Genomic DNA, 16,631 nt, shown 5'->3' with positions numbered 1-16,631 from the left:
CCCAGGGGTAGAAGCCCCCCAGGGATAGAAGCGCCCCAGGGCTGGAGGGCCCCAGGACTGGAGGGCCCCAGGGTTGGAAGGACCCACGGCTGGAGGGCTCCCGGGCAAGAGGCGCCCAGGGTGTGTGGTGCCCGCGGCCGGGGCGCCCTTGCTACGACAGCGCCGTCAGGCCCGGAGCGAAGGTGATCAGCAGGGGGAGCAGCGGTACCAGGGCCGCGACGGTCGACGTGAGGGCCCGGTGGCGGCGCCTCGGGCGGGGCTGCGGCTCCAGGAGCCGGTCGACCCGCTCCCCGAGGAGGCGGTGGCTGGAGGCGCAGGACAGTACGCCCCGGTGCTGGTTCAGCTCGATCAGGGCGAGTGCCGTGGTCAGGTGACCGCAGCGGCGGGAGGCGGTGTCGTCGGCGGCGAGTTCGACCAGCCGGTGGGTCTGGTCGCAGAAGTGGGCGAAGAGCGGAACACGGGGGAAGCCGGTGGCCAGCGCGGTGGACAGGTGCAGCAGCCAGTCGTGGCGGGCGCGGGCGTGGCCGCGTTCGTGGGTGAGGACCGCGTCGAGCTGGTGGTCGGTGAGGCGCTGGAGGGCGCCGGTGGTGACGATCAGCTGGGGCGGGCTCCCCGGCATCCACCAGGCGTCCGGGTACTCGTCCTCCAGGACCAGCAGGGGGCCGCGCTCGGCGGGCAGGCCGGCCGGCAGGTCGGGGGCACGCTCGCGCAGGTGGGCACGGGACCGGGCGCGGCGCCGGCGGGCCTCGACCAGCTCGCGGGCGAGCATGGCGGTCGTCCAGGCGGCGCCGCAGGCCAGCAGCAGGGTGAGGGCGGCGGCCCAGGGCGGGCCGGCGGAGAGGTTGTACGCCTCGGTCACCGCGGGCGGCGCCGGGGCGAAGAGCTGGGCGCGCACGGTGCCGAAGATGGCGGCGGTGCTCAGCGCCAGGGCGGTCAGGCAGCACAGCAGCACGGTGGCGACCAGGCACTGCCACACCCACAGCGCGACCACGGGATCCCGCTCGGGCCAGGCGGCCCGGGTCAGCGCGCGCGGTGCCGGCACGGCGGCGGTCAGTGCGACGACGCTCAGCAGGAGCAGGCAGACGGTCATGCCACGGGCTCCGGTTCCTGTTCGGAAGGTGGCTTCGGCTCTGGGGCGTGCGGGAGGGACGGGAGTGCCGCGCACACCGCCCGCCGCCAGTATGACGGGGGCGGGCGGTGTGAGTCAGGTGCCGGCAGCCGTCGGATTCGGTGGAGTGCCGGAGGAGTCCCCGAGGAGCCCCGGAGGCGGACACTCGGAGGACGGGCCCGGTGCGGTGCGGCCCGCGCCGGCCCACGACGACCCGTCCCCGGCGGGTTCGTCCCCGGCAGGCCCGTCCGCCCCCGGCAGACCCGTGATGCGTCGCCCGGAGCCCGGTGTCAGCCCGCGACGATCCGCCCCGTCACCTCCCCGAGCCCCACCCGGGTGCCGTCCGGACCGGGGGCCCACGCCGACAGGGTGACCACGTCGCCGTCCTCCAGGAACGTGCGCTTGCCGCCGGGGAGTTCCAGGGGGTCGCGGCCGTTCCACGTCAGCTCCAGCAGGGATCCGCGCTCCCGCTCGGTCGGGCCGCTCACCGTGCCCGAGCCGTAGAGGTCGCCGGTGCGCAGGGAGGCACCGTTGACGGTCATGTGGGCCAGCTGCTGGGCGGCGGTCCAGTACATGGTGGAGAAGGGCGGCTCGGAGACGACGTGGCCGTTGATCGCGACGGAGATCCGCAGGTCGTAGCCGCCGGGCTCGTCGCGGGTGTCGTCCAGGTACGGCAGCAGTCCGTGGGTCCGCTCCGGCGGGGTCACCCGCGCCTCCTCCAGGGCGTCCAGCGGTGTGATCCACGCCGACACCGACGTGGCGAAGGACTTGCCGAGGAACGGGCCGAGGGGGACGTACTCCCAGGCCTGGATGTCCCGCGCGGACCAGTCGTTGAGCAGGCACAGTCCGAAGACGTGCTCGCGGAAGTCCCCGAGCGGCACCGGCCGGCCCAGCTCGGACGGCACGCCGACCACGAAGCCGACCTCGGCCTCGATGTCGAGCCGGACGGACGGGCCGAAGACCGGGGCGGCGTCGGCGGGAGCCTTGCGCTGTCCGGACGGCCGTACGACGTCCGTGCCCGACACCACGACCGTGCCGGAGCGGCCGTGGTAGCCGATGGGGAGGTGCTTCCAGTTCGGGGTCAGGGAGTCCGCAGCGTCCGGGCGGAAGATCTGGCCGACGTTCCGGGCGTGGTTCTCGGAGGCGTAGAAGTCGACGTAGTCGGCGACCTCGAAGGGCAGGTGCAGGGTCACCGACGACAGAGGGTGGAACAGCGGTTCGAGGGTCGTCCGGTGGGACGGGACCGTCACCCACGCCGTGAGCGCGCGCCGGACGTCCGACCAGGCGGTGCGGCCGGCCGCCAGCAGCGGGTTGAGGGTGGGTCGCGCCAGCAGGGAGGCGTAGGGCGAGCCGAGCGCGTGGGCCGCCGCGCCGACGTCGAGGACGTGGTCGCCGAGCCGGACGCCCACCGTCCGCTCCTGCGTGCCGGGGATCGAGAACACGCCGTACGGAAGGTTGTGCGGACCGAAGGGGTCGCCCTCGGGGACATCGAAGGGGGGCATCGGGTGCTGCCTCGCTTTCGTGCTCGCCATGTGCGCCGTGCGCGCCGGGTGCGCCGGGTGCGCCACGTGATCCGTGGCCGGGCCACACGTTACGGCGGACACACCGGTCTTGGGCAGAGCCCGACGTGTCGGCCACGGGGGAGAAGGAAGTGGCCGGTGGGACGTCCCGTCCGGCAGCGGACGGGCCGGGGCGGCCGGTCGCGCTCCGCTTCCTCTTGTGTGCGGGAAGTTGTCCACAGGGCGGGCCGCAATCTTGACGGAGCGGTGCGAACGGGGCGACTCTGGGCGGGTGCCGGAAGGCCTCGGGGAGGGGGCGTTCGATGGCACACCAGGGGGGCGGATGGCCATTGGGGAGGCCGGTCCGGGTTCGGCATGGGCGCTTTCGCGGTGCGAGCGGCTGGAAGAGACCATGCGCGGGCGACTGGGCCGGGAATGCGTATACGTACCGTCATGCCGGTTCGGCCTGTACGCGGCGCTGCGCCACTGGTGCCCGCCGGGCGGCCGGGTGCTGATGTCACCGGTCAACGACGACGTCATCTTCTTCGTCATCCTCGCGGCCGGACTGCGGCCCGTGCAGGCGCCGCTGAACCCGCTGGACGCGTCCATCGACATCGATGCCGTGCCGGACGAGGTGTGGGGTTCGCTGTCCGCGGTCCTGACGACGAACCTGTACGGGAACCCGGACCCGGCGCCCGGACTGCGGGCGCGCTGCGACGCCCTGGGCATCCCGCTGTTCGAGGACGCCGCGCACGCCATCGGCAGCGAGGTGGGCGGACGGCCGGTCGGGGCCTGGGGCGACGCCTCCGTTTTCAGCCTGTCCAAGCACGCCGGCGCCCAGGCGGGGGGCATGCTCGCCGTCGCCGACCCGAAGCTGCGGGACACGCTGGCCGAGTCCTGCGACGACCTGCTGGCCCCGCCCCGGACCACGGCCGAACTCGCCTACGCCGTACGGCCGTACGCGGAGGCCGTGGTGCGCGGACTACGGCTCAGAGGCGCCGCCCGGGCCACGTTGCGGCTGCTGGGGCGGATGGAGCGCGAGGAGATCCGGATGCCGCTGCGCCCCGCGGAGCTGGCCCGCGCGGTCGCCGCGGCGCCGGACCTCACGGCGCACGACCCGTGGGTGCGCGTCGACATGCACGACTACCGGCTGCGGTCCGGCCGGTTCCGGCTGGCCCGCATCGGCCGGAAACTCGACCGGCTGGACGAGGTGCTGGCCGCCTGCCGGTCGGGTACGGAGCTGCTGCTGTCGACGCGCTGGGCCGGGCCGCCCGCGCGAGCGGGGGAGACGGGACGGGTCCAGCCGCTCTTCCGGGTGCCGCTGCTGGTGGCGGACCGGGATGCGGCCACCGCGGCCCTCGCCCGGCGTGGCATCGTCGTCGGCTACCTCTACGACCCGCCCCTGGACGACTACGCGGGGGAGGCGTTCACCGACCCCTCGCCCGCTCCCGAGGCGGCGCGCTGGTTCGCGCGGCACGCGCTGCCGGTCGACCCGCTGCGCGCGCGGACGGCCGTCGAGACGCTGGAGGAGGCCGGGGTGCGGCCGGTGGAGGTGCCGGAGGCGCTGGAGGACCCCGCTGCGGAAGGGCCGGGTCCGGTCCGTGGCTGAGACGCGGGTGCAGGAGACCGCCGCGGCGCCAGGCGACGGCGGCCCGAAGCGTGCCGGGGGTGGGCACGGCGGCGACTCGCTGTTCAAGAACGCCTACTTCCTCATGCTCAGCACCGGCGTGTCGGCCGTACTCGGCCTGGGCTTCTGGCTCGTGGCCGCCCGCTACTACTCCCAGGAGGCCGTCGGCCAGGGCTCCGCCGCGATCGCCGCGATGCGGCTGCTCGCCAGCATCACCGCGACGACGATGATCGGCGCCGTCGTCCGGTTCGTACCGCGCGCCGGCCGCGCCACCGGATCGCTGGTGTGGCGTGCCTACGCGGCCAGTTCCGTGGTCGTCGCCGTGGCCGCCGGCGTCTTTCTGCTCACCCTCGACCTGTGGGGGGCGTCGTACGCGCCGCTGGGCACCCCGGCGGCCGGGGCACTGTTCGTCGCGGCGTGCGTCGCCTGGGCGCTGCTCACCCTCCAGGACGGAGTGCTGACCGGGCTGCGCCGAGCCGAGTGGGTGCCCGCCGGGAACGCGGTGTTCTCGGTCGGCAAGCTGGTCCTGCTGGTCTTCTTCGCCACCGCCCTGCCGGTGCTCGGCATCTTCGTGTCCTGGGCGGTGGCCATCGCCTTCTCCACGCTGCCGCTCGGCTGGCTGATCTTCCGCCGGCTCATTCCCCGCCAGGCCGCCGCCGACCGCGACGTGGAGCCGCCCCGGGTGCGCGAGATGGGCCGCTTCCTGGCCGGCGACTCGCTCGGCGCGCTGTTCAGCCTGGCGATGATCAACCTGCTGCCGGTGATGGTCGCGGTCAACTTCACCGCCGCCGAGAACGGTTACTTCTACGTGGCGTACACCGTCGGCGGCACGATGGAGTTCCTGGCCATCAACATGGCCTCCTCGCTCACCGCCCACGCCTCGCACGACCCGCGCCGCCTCGCCGACGGGGTCCGAGGCGCGCTGCGCCGCATGACGCTGCTGCTGGTGCCGGTGGTGCTGGTGCTGGTGCTCTTCGCGCCGTACGTCCTCGCCCCCTTCGACACCGAGTACGCCGAAAACGGCTCCACGGTGCTGCGGCTGCTCGCCCTCGCCGCGCTGCCGAGAATACTGGTGGAGCTGTACATCGGGGTGCTGCGCGTGCAGGGCCGGACCGGCATGCTCGCCGCCGTGCAGGGCACCATGTGCGTCCTCGTGCTGGGCAGCGCGGCCGTCCTGTTCACCCCGGCCGGGATCGCGGGCGCCGGCTGGGCGGTGCTGGTGGGGATGACGGTGGTCGCGGTCGGGTGCGTGCCCGGACTGCGGGCGGTGCTGCGGGACGGTGCTGCGGCCAAGGGCGGGGGCGGGGGCGGGGGACCGCGCGGTGACGGGGGCTCTCATCCCGGCACTTCCGCCTACGGCACCCCCGCCTACGGCACTCGCTGGGCGCGGCTCAACGCCACCGCGGGGTACGGCACCGGCGGGGCGCGGCGGGCGGCGTACGAGGACCGGGAGCCCGGCGCGGGCGACGGCGAGGCGCGGGAGGACACCGTCGCGCTGTTCATAGGGCATCCGCGATATGAACGGGAGGCCCTGGAGGCGGACACCCTCGCGGTGGTCGTCCGTCCACGGCGGCCGGGCCCCGGAGCACACGACGGTGCCGAAGCCGAGTGCGGCGCCGAGTACGGCCACGAGTACGAAGCCGAGTACGAGACCGGACACGGGACTGAATACGAGGTCGCTCACGAGGTCGCTCACGAGGCCGGTCATGAGGCCGGTCACGAGGTCGTTCATGAGGCCGCGTACGACGCCGAGGCCGAGGCCGAGGCCGAAGCCGAGGGCCGAGCCCAGGGCCAGGGCGATGCCCGCGAGTGGCGGCTCAGGATCGTCCTGTGGACACTGCTCGGCGTCGCCACCCTGGTCTTCTGGACGGCGCTGCGCGGACTGCCGTGGCCGGGCGGCGCCTCCGAGGCCACGGTCGAACTGACCGGGCGGGCGCTGCTGGACGGGCTGCCGACGGCGGCGCTGGCCGCCGGAGGCCTGCTGCTCGTGATCTTCGTGGCCGCGGTGACGTTGTGCACCCGCTCCGACCCGTGGCTGCCCTGCGCCGCGCTGGGCTCGGTCGTACTGGCGCTGTACGCCGCGCCGGTCGCCCTCGGCCGGGAACCGCGGCCGGTGGGTGGGGCGTTGTATGCGCAGACGGCCGGATTTCTGGCGGAAGCGGTGGGGCTCGACGGGCCCGGCCCCCTGCTTCGCTGGGCGCCGCTCGTCTTCCAGCTGCTGTGTCTCGTGCCGCTGTGGCTGCTGCTCGCGCGAGCGGGCGGGCGGCTGCCGTGGCCGGGACGCTGGGGGGTTCTCTATCTCGCCGCGGTGGGGGGCTGGGTGTGGCAGCAGGCGCTCGCGCCGGTTGCACCGCCCCTTCTCCTGCTGCTCGTCCTCGCCGTCCCGCTCCTGTCGCTGCGCCGCCCGGCACCGCTGACGGAGCCCCCGCACACCACCGGACCGACAGGCACGACCAGGGACTGATCAAACACAGAACCACAACGCCAGGGGGGAACCGTCGTGCGTCCGCGAGCAACTCCACGGGAGAGAACCGCACCAGAGCCCGTGCCCGGGCAGGGGACCCCGGCGCCGACCCCGGCCGCGCCGACCAGGGACGCGTCGGTCCCCGACGCGCCGGCTCCGGATCCGGCTCCGGATCCGCCGGGACCGTCCGAGGCGGCGGACACAGCGGCCGCGCCGGACGCGAGCCCCGGACGGGAGGCTCAGGGCGGGCAGGACCCGCGGGACACCCGCCCCGGGGCGGAGCCGCAGGACGCCGTGGCGGAGCGGGAGACCGCGCGGCGGACGCCCGCCTCGGCCGCGCCGCGGACCGACAGGGTCCCCCCGGCCTCACAGGAATCGGCCATTCGCGCCCCGGCGGAGGAGGAGGTCTCGCAGCGCCCCCCGCGCGCCCCCCGCACGCCGCATTCCCGGCCCGCTCTCCCGGAGCCGCAGGGCTCCGCCGCCGAGCCCGTGACGGATCTGTCCGACCTCTCGCCCCTGTCCTTCGCCGGGTACGGGCGCCGCGGTGCCGCCGCCTGGCCGGCCCTGCCGCTGCTCCTCGCGCTCGCCCTGTGGGTGTACGCGCTGCGGCACACCGACGTCTCCGGCCTCGACGACTTCGGCCTCGTCACCGCGTTGCACCCGGCCTTCTGGGCCGCCCTCGCGATGCTCACCACCGGCTTCTGGTGCACGGTCCGCGATCCGCGGCGCCCGCACGGATGGTCGTTCGCGTACGTCCTGGGGCTGCTGCTGATGGAGCGCGCCACCCAGGCCCTGCTGTACCCGACCCCGCTGTACGCGTGGGCGTGGAAGCACGACGCGGTCGTCGACCACCTGCTGACCTCGGGCGGGCTCCGGACGGAGGCCGAACTCGGGGACATGGCCGTCTACGACCAGTGGCCGGGCTTCTTCGCCGCCCAGGCGGCGCTGGTGCGGCTGCTCGGCGTGGAGAACGCCGCGATGTACATGGCGTGGTGGCCCCTGGCCTCCAGCCTGATGCTGCTCCTCCCGCTGCTGCTCATCTACCGCACGTTCACCACGGACCGCCGGCTGATCTGGACCGCGGTGTGGTTGTTCTGCGTCGCCAACTGGGTCGGCCAGGACTACTTCTCCCCGCAGTCCGTCGCCTTCGCCCTGCACCTGGGCGTCCTGGCCGTCGTGTTGCGCCGGTTCGGCCGCTCGGGCGGGCGCGGTGGCAGACACCGCCAAGCCGTCTGGACGGTGGTCCTCACCCTGCTGGTCGCGGCCATCGTGGTCTCGCACCAGCTGACGCCCGGCATGCTGGTCGTCGCGCTCGCCGCGCTGTGCCTCGCGCGCCGCCACCGGGACTGGGTCCCGCTGGTCACGACGGTCGTCATCTTCCTGGCCTGGTGCCTCACGGCCGCGCTGCCCTTCCTGTCCGCCGCGCTGCCGGAGATGATCCGCTCCGTCGGCGACGTCGGCGCCAACGTCGAGACCGGGTACGGGACCACCCCGACCGGCACGGGAGCGGTGGCCACCTCCTGGGCGGCCCGGCTGCTGTCCGGTTCGGTCCTGCTGCTCGCGCTGGCCGGTGTGCTGCGGCAGCGGGTGCTGCGGCACCGGGCACTGCCGCTGCTGTTCGTCGCGGCGGCGCCGCTGCCGATGTTCGTGGCGAGCAGCTACGGCAGCGAAATGATCTTCCGGGTCCTGATGTTCATGCTGCCGGGCGCGGCCTTCTTCGCCGCCGCCGCGCTGTTGCCCAAGGTCCGCACCCCGGCCGCCGACGCCACCGACGGGCAGCGGGAAGGTCCGGTACCCGCTGCGGTGCCCCGCCGCCGGTTCCCGGTGACCCGTGCCCGGTACGGCGCGTGGGCGCTGCCGCTGCTCGCGCTGCTCGCCGGGACCCTCGCGTTCGTGCCGAGCTACTCCGGCAAGGACCGCATCAATTACTTCCCGCCGCAGGAGGTGGCGCTCGTACGGCAGCTCTTCGACCGGGCGCCCGACGGCTCGCTGGTCGTCGCCGCGAACCGCAACTACCCGCTCGCCTACGAGGAGTACTGGGACGTCGACCACTACTGGTTCCTCGACGACGACCGCCGGCACGTCGACGCGATCGTACGGGACCCGGCGGCCGTGCTCGCCCGCGACATGGGCGGTGTGGAGGCTCCGGGACGGGCCTACTTCCTGCTCACCCAGGGGCAGGTGGCCAACTCCGAGATGAACGGCCAGCTGGACGAGGCGCAGCTGGAGCGCATACGGCAGTCCGTGGCGGCGTCGCCCCGGTTCCAGCTGGTCGCGGAGAACGGCGCCGGCGTGCTCTACGTCCTGAAACCGGCGAGCTGAGGAGGGGTGCGAGCCATGACACCGCAGGACCTCGTGATCCGTATGCTGCCCCCGTTCGGGGGCTGGCTGGCCCTCGCCGCGCTCGCCCTGCCCGGTGGCGCACCGCTGCGCGGCGCGGCCGTCGTGGTCTTCCTGGCCGCCGGACCGGGCGCCGCCCTGGTCAGAATCTGCGCTCCCGCGCTGGGCTCCCGGCCCGCCGAGGGGCCCGTCGAGCGCCGGGACGCCGGGTTCGAGCGCCACTCCGACCTGCTGGAGCTGCTGATGCTGGTGGTCTTCCTCAGCGTGTGCGCCGCGATGCTCGCGGCGACCGTGCTGATCGCCGCGCAGGTCTTCACCGGGGAGCGCGTGCTGCTGACGCTCACGCTGCTGACCACGCTCGCGGCGTTCTGCCCGCGTCTGCGCGCGTCCCCGCTGCCGAGGACTGGAAAGGGTTCAGCCCTGTGAAGGCGCCCGGGTTCCTCCGATCCCTTCGCCGCACGGCGGCCGGTCCGGCGGCACGCGGGCCGGCCGGCCCCACCAGCCGGCACCGCAAACCGTCACCGCGCGGCCGGCGCAGGCTCCTCCTCACGTCCGCCGGAGTCACCTGCGCGGTCCTGCTGGCCGTGCTCGCCCTGCGCCACGCCTCCGGGCCGGAGACGAGCCGCTCGGGCCGGGACGCGTCCGGTCGCGCCGGGGAGTGCCGCCCGACCGAACTCCTCGAACCGCCCTGCGGCGCCTGGTTCGGCGCCTTCGTGCCGCACGACAGGACGGACCTGGCCGAGAAGGTCGGCGCCTACGAACGCCGTGTGGGCCGCAAGCTGGACATCGTGTACACGTACCACGACATGTCCGCGGTCACGGACACCCGGCTGGAGGGCCAGCTGCTGACCGAGCAGGAACAGCGCGTGGGCGAGGAGCGCATGCTGCTGCTGTCCTGGGAGAGCAAGTGGTGGGGCGGTACGGAGCGGCAGCAGCCGACCTGGAGGCAGATAGCCGGCGGCGAGCTGGACGACTCCGTGATCGACGTGCAGGCCCGGCGCATCAAGGAGTACGGGCAGCGCACGGGGAAGAAGGTGTTCCTCTCCTTCGACCTGGAGATGGACACCCGCACACCGGACGCGGGCGCCCCGCAGGAGTACGTCCGGGCCTACCGGCACATCCACGACCGCTTCCGTGCGCTGGGCGTCGACAACGTGGTGTGGACCTGGGTCGTCACCGGCTACCTGGACCACGCGGAGCTGTTCGAGCGGATGTATCCCGGGGACGCGTACGTCGACTGGATCGGCTACAACCAGTACAACTACTACCGCTGCCACGAGGCGGAGTGGCTGTCCTTCGCCCAGACGCAGACCGCCACGCACGACTGGATCCGCACCCACATATCCGACGACAAGCCGCTGATGCTCTCGGAGTTCGGCAGCGCCTTCGACACGGACCGGCCGGGCCGGCAGGCCGACTGGTACGCGCAGGTGCCCCGGGTGCTCAAGGGGCTGGAGGGCGTGAAGGCCGCCCTCCAGTGGAACTACCGCGACCCCGGACCGCACTGCAACCTCGCGGTGCAGGGCGACGAGGCATGGCGCAGCCTGCGCGAGCTGGCCACCGACCCGTACCTCAACCAGCCGCACGGGTGACGGGCCGCCTGCCGGCCACCAGCGGACCGTCGGACGTGGACCGTCGGGCGCGGATCGTCGGGCTCGAACCGTCGGGCGCGGATCGTCGGACTCGAACCGTCGGGCGCGGACCGTCGGGTCGAAGTCGCCGGGCTCGAACCGTCGGGCGCGGACCGTCGGGACGAAGTCGCCGGGCTCGAACCGTCGGGCGCGCACTGTCGGACGTGTTCCGGCCGCCCGTCGGATTCACCCCGCGAACTCGGGCCCGTGCACCGCCGCGCGGGCCCGCCGGTACCAGCGCCAGGCCACCGTCTTCGGCCCGTCGCGGTAGGGGGCGGTCCGCGCGCCCGTACCCGCCAGCCAGGCCTCGACGTCGGTGACGGTGTGCGAGCGCCGGACGATGAGCCGGGCGATGCGGTAGCGCTCGTCGCGGTCCGAGCTGAGCGCGTGCCGCACCGCGGTCGCCGTCTCGTAGCCGGCGCGTGCCGCCATGGAGCGGACCTTCGCGCTGTTGTACCCGTGCGGGTAGGCGAGGTGGCGGACCGGGTGGCCCAGGGCGTCCTCCAGAACGGCTTTGGAAACGCGCAGTTCCTCCGCCAGGCGGCGGGCCGACAGGGTGTCGAGCTGGGCGTGGGTGACGGTGTGGCTGCCGATCTCCATGCCGTGACGTTCCAGCTCCGCGGCCCGGTCCAGCGTCATCATCGGGGCGGGCGGCAGCAGGCTGCGCCCGCCCGGCGCGATGGCGCCGGTGGTGAGATACGCGGTGGCGGTCAGCGCGCGTTCGGCCAGCGCCTGCGCGGTGGGCCCCGGCAGGTCGGCGAAGCCGTCGTCGAAGGTCAGCAGCACGGGCCGGGGCGGCAAGGGCGCCCGCCCGGCCAGGTGGTCGGCGAGTGCGCTGATCGTGACGGGGGTGCGGCCGCTGCCCACGATCGCGTCGAGGTGCGCGGCGAACTCCCGCGGGGTCAGAGTGAACTCGGCGATCCAGGCGGGCGGGTCGTCCATCACGGCGTGATACAGGAACACGGGTATGTGCTCCGCGGCGGCGCGGACACCGTCCCGCCGTCCGTCCGACGCACCCCGTCGCCCGCGGCAGGACCCGCCGCCGGTCCCCGGCCGGGCCCCTGCCGTACCGCCCACCCGGGCGGCTGGTGCGTCGTCCCGCTCGGCTCCTGCCGCCCTGCCCGGCCCGCTCCCCGCCGTACCGCCCGGTCTGCGCCGCCGTTCGCCGGTTCGCTCCCGCGCCGGTCTCGCACCCTCGCTCATCGCTCCCCCGGATTGCTCGTGCGCAGCGCCCTGCGGGCGCGCAGATAGCCGACGGGGCCGTACAGCATGCCCCGGCGTTGCAGGCGGGACAGGCGCCGCGGCCAGGGGTGGGTCCGGGCGTCGTGCCCACCCGGGACACCGGTGTCCGCGCCCTCCGCCGCGTTCCGCGCGGCGGTCAGCGCACGCGCGTGGGCGAGGCCGCGGGGGAGCCGGGCGAGGAACGCCGGCAGCAGGGCCGGCCGGTTCACCAGGACCGCCGTGAGATAGGCGGTGAGACCCGCGCCGTACCCGTACGCCTGGGTCTCCAGGTCCCGCCAGGTCTCCCGGTGGTGGTGCCACACCAGGGCGGCCGGTGCGTAGTGCAGCCGGTGCCCCTGGGCGAGGACGCGGACGAAGCCGTACAGGTCGTCGCCGCCACGCGCACGCGTGCCGGCGCCGGTGGCCGGGTCGAAGCCGCCGACGGACCGCAGTACCGCCGTGCGGAACGCCATGTTGGCCCCGGAGCCGAACCGCCCGGCGGTGAAGGGGAACAGCGGCTCGTCGGCGGGCGGGTCGGCCGGGTCGTACGTCCGGGGCGTGAACCCCTTCGCGAAGCCCCCGTGGCTCTCCAGCAGCACCTGCGCCGGGGTGCGCAGCCGCGCGGGCAGGATCAGGCCGGTGACGCAGCCGACGCCGGGGTCGGCGGCGAAGGGCGCGGTCAGCTCGGTGAGCCAGCGCGGATCGGCGACCACGTCGTCGTCCGTGAAGGCGACCACCTCGCCCCGCACCGCCTCGAGCCCGCGGTTGTGGGCGACGGCGAGGCCGGGCACCGGTTCGCACACGTACCGCACGCGCTCGCCGTACTTGCGCTCGACGAGGTCCCGGGTCTCCTGGGTCAGGGGCGCGTTGTCGACGACGATGATCTCGACGTCCGGATGGTCCTGCGCGAGCAGCGAGTCGAGGGCCCGCGCCAGCCGGCCGGCCCGCTCCCGGGTGGCCACCACCACACTCGCGGACGGCACCCCGGCCCCCGACGCGGCCGATCCCCTCGGAGCCGCCCCGGCCCCCGACGCGGCCGATCCCCTCGGAGCCGCCCCGGCCCCCGACGCGGCCGATCCTCGCGGAGCCGCCCCGTCCACCCAGGCGGCGGCCACGCCCCGCTCAGCCCCACCTTCCGCCCGTACGGCGGCTGTCTCCTCCGCAGTCGCGTCTTCCGTCCGCACGGCGGCCGTGCCCCCCGCCCCCGCCACCCCCCGAGCAAGCTCTGTCAGGACCGCCGCCGGGTCGGCGCCCTCCGGTACCCGCCCGACCAGCGTGCCGACCGGCCGCCCCGACCGGCGGACCAGGACGAAGACGTCGCCGGACGTCACCGGCTCACCGCCCGGCCCCGGTCCGAGCCGCGCTCCGTCCGGCCTCAGGTCCAGCTCGGCGACCTGCACCGGCTCGATGCTCAGGAAACTCTCGATCTCTCCCCGGGTCTCCCGCGTCCGCTGCCGCGCACGCCGTCCTCCGGCCATGCGCCCACCCCCCTGTCGTCACCCTGTCCGTCGCCCCTGTCCGTCACGACCGGCGCAGCCGCGCCGCCCCCCTCAGCGTCCGTGCCGCCAGCGACGCCAGCCGGGGCCGGGCGCGGACGAAGCTCTGCGCGCGGCGCGCGGGCTCGTGGCCGAGCCACTGCAGCGCGCCGCCCGGCCCCGGACGGGTCGCCGCCCCCTCGTACACGGGGAGTTCACCCGTCTTCAGCGAGTCCTTGTACTCGGCGGCACCGCGCCCCATGTCGAGCATGCCGATGCCCTCCGCGGCGGCGGCCTCGGCCATCCGCAGATGCAGCACCAGGCCCGGCGAGTACTTCGCGAACTCCGGTTCGTACGCCGGGAACCAGCACGCCAGCACGGTCGCCGACCGCAGCCCGAAGTGGGCGGCGACCGGGCGGCCGCCGGCGTAGAGGACGGAGAGCGTGCCGGTGCACTCCGGCGCCCGGGTCCTGGCCAGCCCGCCGACCAGCCGCGTGATCCACTCCTGGGCGAACCGGTCCCGGCGCCCCGTCCTGCGGTACTGCGCCGACTTCCAGCCCATGAGGGTGCGCAGCGCGGCCGGGTCCCGCTCGTCGAACACGAACCGCACGTCCCCGACCTGGCGCCCGAGCCGCCGTTCCTTGGCCAGCGTGGTCTTCAGGAACTTCGGTGACCGGGCCCGCAGCGCCCGCTCGTACGCCCCGTAGCCCTGCGCCACGTCGATGACGTGGGCGGCGTGCTTCCCGGCGGCGTACGGGACGAACAGCCGCTGCTCCGCCTCCAGGTTGTCGAAGGCGTACCCGGACAGCGAGCAGGCCCGCAGCAGGGCCCGGGTGTCCGGGACCGGACCCTGGGCCAGCACCGCGCCCTGGCAGTCCGAGACGCCGAGGCCGATCGCGCGCCCCTGCCCCAGCGGCCCCCGCTCGTAGGGGAGGAACCCGGCCGGCTCCCCGCCCTCGTACAGCACCGCGACCCGCGCCCCGGGCCGCACCCGGCCCACGGCGTCGGTGAACTCCGGCTCCATGAACGGGTTCCGCGGCGTCTGCGACTTGGCGCGCAGGTCGCGCCAGTGCTCTCGTTCCCCCTCGCCCAGCTCCTCCGGCTGCAGCACACGAATGCGTCCGATGCCCAACCCGACCCCCCGATCAAGTCCCCCTGGACACAAGGAAGGTACCCCCGGGCCGACCCGGAGGGTAGGTAGCGGACCATGTTGTTGCCAACCGGTGCACAGGCCCTTAACTGCCTTTAGCTCTTGATGCGTCAGTTTCCGGACACAAACGTCCTTGCGTGCACCTGATCTTGACCTCGACCGATGCCTTCTGGTGCGCATGCGTTCCGCTGGTGAGTCGGCGGGGCGCGATGTCCGTATTCTCTGATCATGGACCCCACCGCATATGCCCTCGTCGCCACCGACCTCGACGGAACACTGCTCCGAGGCGACGACACCGTGTCCGACCGGTCGCTCGCCGCGCTCGCGCGGGTGGCCGGGGCCGGTGCGCGGCATCTGGTGGTGACGGGGCGCCCGGCGCCCCGGGTCCGGCCGCTCCTCGCCGACCTTGGCTGCACGGGGCTCGCGGTGTGCGGTCAGGGCGCGCAGGTGTACGACGCCGGATCGGGCCGCCTGCTGTGGTCGGTGACCCTGGACCGGGAGCTGGCGGAGACGGCTCTGGGAAAGATCGAGGCGGAGGTGGGGCAGGTGTACGCGGCCGTGGACCAGGACGGGGTCGACGGCCTCACCCTCATCGAGCCGGGATACCTGATGCCGCACCCGACTCTGCCCGCCGTACGGGTCGACCGGCGCGACGACCTGTGGGGTACGCCGATCAGCAAGGTGCTGCTGCGCCACCCGGGCCTGTCCGACGACCAGTTGGCGGCGACGGCCCGCGCGGTGGTCGGTTCGCTGGCGACGGTCACGATGTCGGGGCCGGGGACCGTGGAGCTCCAGCCGTGCGGCATCACCAAGGCGACCGGCCTGGCACTGGCCGCCGAGCGGCTGGGGGCGAGCCCGTGGCAGACGATCGCCTTCGGTGACATGCCCAACGACATCCCGATGTTCGACTGGGCGGCCCACGGGGTGGCGATGGCCAACGCCCATCCCGAGCTGCGGGCGGTGGCCGACGAGGTCACGCTGTCGAACGAGGACGACGGCATCGCCGTCGTCCTCGAGCGACTGTACGGGCCGTAGCCCGGCGTCTCAGTACGGGCCGAAGACGTTGTCGATCGAGCCGTACCGGTCGGCCGCGTAGTTGCACGCCGCCGTGATGTTCGCGACCGGGTCGTACGGGTCCCAGGAGGTGCCCGGCACGTGGTAGGCGCGGAAGGTGGGGTCGATGACCTGCAGCAGCCCCTTGGACGGCGTGCCGTTGACCGCGTTGATGTCCCAGTTGTTGATGGCCTGCGGGTTGCCGGAGGACTCCCGCATGATGTTGCGGTGAATGCCCTCGTACGAACCGGGGATCCCGTTCTGCGCCATGACGTCCAGCGCCTCGCGGATCCAGCCGTCGAGGTTGTTCGCGTAGGTCTTCGCGGCGGCCGTGGTGGCCTTGGCGACGGTTCCGGCGGCCTTCGTGGCCGGCGCGGAGGCCGTGGACGCCTTGGTCGCCGAGCTCGCCTTGCCCGCCTTCTCGGCGGCGTCCGCCTTCGTCGTCGTCACCTTCAGCTTCTGGCCCGGGCGGATCAGCTGCGGGTCGTCGCCGACGGTCGCGCCGTTGTCCTTGTAGAGCTGACGCCATCCGCCGCTCACGTCGTACTTGTCGGCGATCCGGTAGAGGGTGTCGCCCTTGACCACGGTGTACGTGAGGGACTTGGCCACCTGTGCGGCCTGCGGCGCCGACTGGGCGGCGGCCGGGGCGCTCTGGGGCGGCTGGGCGGCGTGCGCGGTCGCGGCGCCCATGAGGGGGAGCGAGAGCGCCACGCTGCCGGTGCCGGCGGCGATGACGCTTCGGGTGAGCGGATTGGTTCTCTGGCGGCGGTGCTTACCACGTCCGGGCATGCTGATGTTCCTCTCCGTCGCCTGCGAGGTGAGCTGTCGGGTTCGGGCGGGAGGTGCCCGGCCGCGCCCTGACGGGCGTGGCTTCACCCCGAGCCGCTCCGGTCCGTGACCGGCGCGGCGACTTACCTGGGTCCCCCGCTCCTGCCGTGCGTGAGTTGGTCGAATGGGTGTCCGTCCGGGCGGCGGCAGGACTCGGCGTCCGCCCGACAGGCCGGGAACGTATGCGAGAGCACATGTCCGGAACAAGTGCGGGATTCACACAAGCGGCCTTTTG

General features: G+C 74.1%; 12 protein-coding genes and 1 riboswitch. Of the genes, 6 read left to right on the top strand and 6 right to left on the bottom strand.

The window, feature by feature from the left end; all coding sequences use genetic code 11:
• Window positions 1–151 precede the first annotated feature (151 nt).
• The gene (locus ACLGIH_RS13865) at window positions 152–1,090 is read right to left on the bottom strand and encodes a M56 family metallopeptidase (RefSeq protein WP_416525550.1); all 939 of its coding nucleotides are present in this window, start codon (window positions 1,088–1,090) and stop codon (window positions 152–154) included.
• Window positions 1,091–1,398: 308 nt separating this feature from the next.
• A complete protein-coding gene (fahA, locus tag ACLGIH_RS13860) occupies window positions 1,399–2,610 on the bottom strand; it encodes a fumarylacetoacetase (RefSeq protein ID WP_416525549.1) in 1,212 nt (403 codons plus the stop codon).
• Between the two features lie 409 nt (window positions 2,611–3,019).
• On the opposite strand from fahA, the gene ACLGIH_RS13855 reads away from it, so the two are divergent.
• From ACLGIH_RS13855 to ACLGIH_RS13835, 5 genes are all read left to right on the top strand, one after another.
• Window positions 3,020–4,216, top strand: a complete 1,197-nt coding sequence (locus tag ACLGIH_RS13855; protein ID WP_416525548.1) for a DegT/DnrJ/EryC1/StrS family aminotransferase — start codon at window positions 3,020–3,022, stop codon at window positions 4,214–4,216.
• Entirely contained in the window at window positions 4,209–6,698 is a 2,490-nt protein-coding gene (locus ACLGIH_RS13850; RefSeq protein ID WP_416525547.1) for a lipopolysaccharide biosynthesis protein, read from the top strand. Before ACLGIH_RS13855 ends, ACLGIH_RS13850 begins: the two co-directional genes overlap by 8 nt.
• A 489-nt stretch (window positions 6,699–7,187) precedes the next feature.
• The gene (locus ACLGIH_RS13845) at window positions 7,188–9,020 is read left to right on the top strand and encodes a glycosyltransferase (protein WP_416525546.1); all 1,833 of its coding nucleotides are present in this window, start codon (window positions 7,188–7,190) and stop codon (window positions 9,018–9,020) included.
• 15 nt (window positions 9,021–9,035) lie between these two features.
• On the top strand, window positions 9,036–9,464 hold the full coding sequence (locus ACLGIH_RS13840) for a hypothetical protein (protein WP_416525545.1): 429 nt from the start codon (window positions 9,036–9,038) through the stop codon (window positions 9,462–9,464).
• On the top strand, window positions 9,461–10,630 hold the full coding sequence (locus ACLGIH_RS13835) for a glycosyl hydrolase (protein ID WP_416525544.1): 1,170 nt from the start codon (window positions 9,461–9,463) through the stop codon (window positions 10,628–10,630). The genes ACLGIH_RS13840 and ACLGIH_RS13835 overlap by 4 nt, the downstream gene beginning before the upstream one ends.
• A gap of 225 nt (window positions 10,631–10,855) precedes the next feature.
• Here the strand turns inward: ACLGIH_RS13835 and ACLGIH_RS13830 are convergent, their stop codons facing one another.
• The 3 genes from ACLGIH_RS13830 to ACLGIH_RS13820 all read right to left on the bottom strand — a co-directional run bounded on the left by ACLGIH_RS13830 (window position 10,856) and on the right by ACLGIH_RS13820 (window position 14,476).
• On the bottom strand, window positions 10,856–11,611 hold the full coding sequence (locus ACLGIH_RS13830; protein WP_416525543.1) for a polysaccharide deacetylase family protein: 756 nt from the start codon (window positions 11,609–11,611) through the stop codon (window positions 10,856–10,858).
• A 257-nt stretch (window positions 11,612–11,868) separates the two neighbouring features.
• Window positions 11,869–13,368 carry a glycosyltransferase family 2 protein gene (locus ACLGIH_RS13825; protein ID WP_416525542.1) on the bottom strand — a complete coding sequence of 500 codons (1,500 nt, stop codon included), beginning with the start codon at window positions 13,366–13,368 and terminating at the stop codon, window positions 11,869–11,871.
• 43 nt (window positions 13,369–13,411) lie between these two features.
• Window positions 13,412–14,476, bottom strand: a complete 1,065-nt coding sequence (locus ACLGIH_RS13820) for a GNAT family N-acetyltransferase (protein ID WP_416525541.1) — start codon at window positions 14,474–14,476, stop codon at window positions 13,412–13,414.
• 267 nt (window positions 14,477–14,743) lie between these two features.
• Here ACLGIH_RS13820 and ACLGIH_RS13815 point away from each other — a divergent pair, with 267 nt between their 5' ends.
• Window positions 14,744–15,550 (top strand): HAD family hydrolase, encoded by an 807-nt coding sequence (locus ACLGIH_RS13815; RefSeq protein WP_416525540.1) that lies wholly within the window; start codon window positions 14,744–14,746, stop codon window positions 15,548–15,550.
• Between the two features lie 9 nt (window positions 15,551–15,559).
• Here ACLGIH_RS13815 and ACLGIH_RS13810 read toward each other — a convergent pair whose 3' ends face one another.
• Window positions 15,560–16,357, bottom strand: a complete 798-nt coding sequence (locus ACLGIH_RS13810; protein ID WP_416525539.1) for a transglycosylase SLT domain-containing protein — start codon at window positions 16,355–16,357, stop codon at window positions 15,560–15,562.
• Between the two features lie 3 nt (window positions 16,358–16,360).
• A riboswitch (cyclic di-AMP (ydaO/yuaA leader) is annotated at window positions 16,361–16,528 on the bottom strand.
• Between the last annotated feature and the right edge of the window lie 103 nt (window positions 16,529–16,631).

The organism is Streptomyces hamibioticus (assembly GCF_047946815.1).
Taxonomy (GTDB): Bacteria; Actinomycetota; Actinomycetes; order Streptomycetales; family Streptomycetaceae; genus Streptomyces.
Note: the sequence above shows the minus strand (reverse complement) of the source record. Positions and strands in the feature narration are given on the sequence as shown.

Bases quoted from the DNA above. Each gene is read 5' to 3' on its own strand.
- ACLGIH_RS13865 (WP_416525550.1), bottom strand. From the start codon at position 1,090: ATGACCGTCTGCCTGCTCCTGCTGAGCGTCGTCGCACTGACCGCCGCC.
- fahA (WP_416525549.1), bottom strand. From the start codon at position 2,610: ATGCCCCCCTTCGATGTCCCCGAGGGCGACCCCTTCGGTCCGCACAAC.
- ACLGIH_RS13855 (WP_416525548.1), top strand. From the start codon at position 3,020: ATGCGCGGGCGACTGGGCCGGGAATGCGTATACGTACCGTCATGCCGG.
- ACLGIH_RS13840 (WP_416525545.1), top strand. From the start codon at position 9,036: ATGACACCGCAGGACCTCGTGATCCGTATGCTGCCCCCGTTCGGGGGC.
- ACLGIH_RS13830 (WP_416525543.1), bottom strand. From the start codon at position 11,611: ATGGACGACCCGCCCGCCTGGATCGCCGAGTTCACTCTGACCCCGCGG.
- ACLGIH_RS13825 (WP_416525542.1), bottom strand. From the start codon at position 13,368: ATGGCCGGAGGACGGCGTGCGCGGCAGCGGACGCGGGAGACCCGGGGA.
- ACLGIH_RS13815 (WP_416525540.1), top strand. From the start codon at position 14,744: ATGGACCCCACCGCATATGCCCTCGTCGCCACCGACCTCGACGGAACA.
- ACLGIH_RS13810 (WP_416525539.1), bottom strand. From the start codon at position 16,357: ATGCCCGGACGTGGTAAGCACCGCCGCCAGAGAACCAATCCGCTCACC.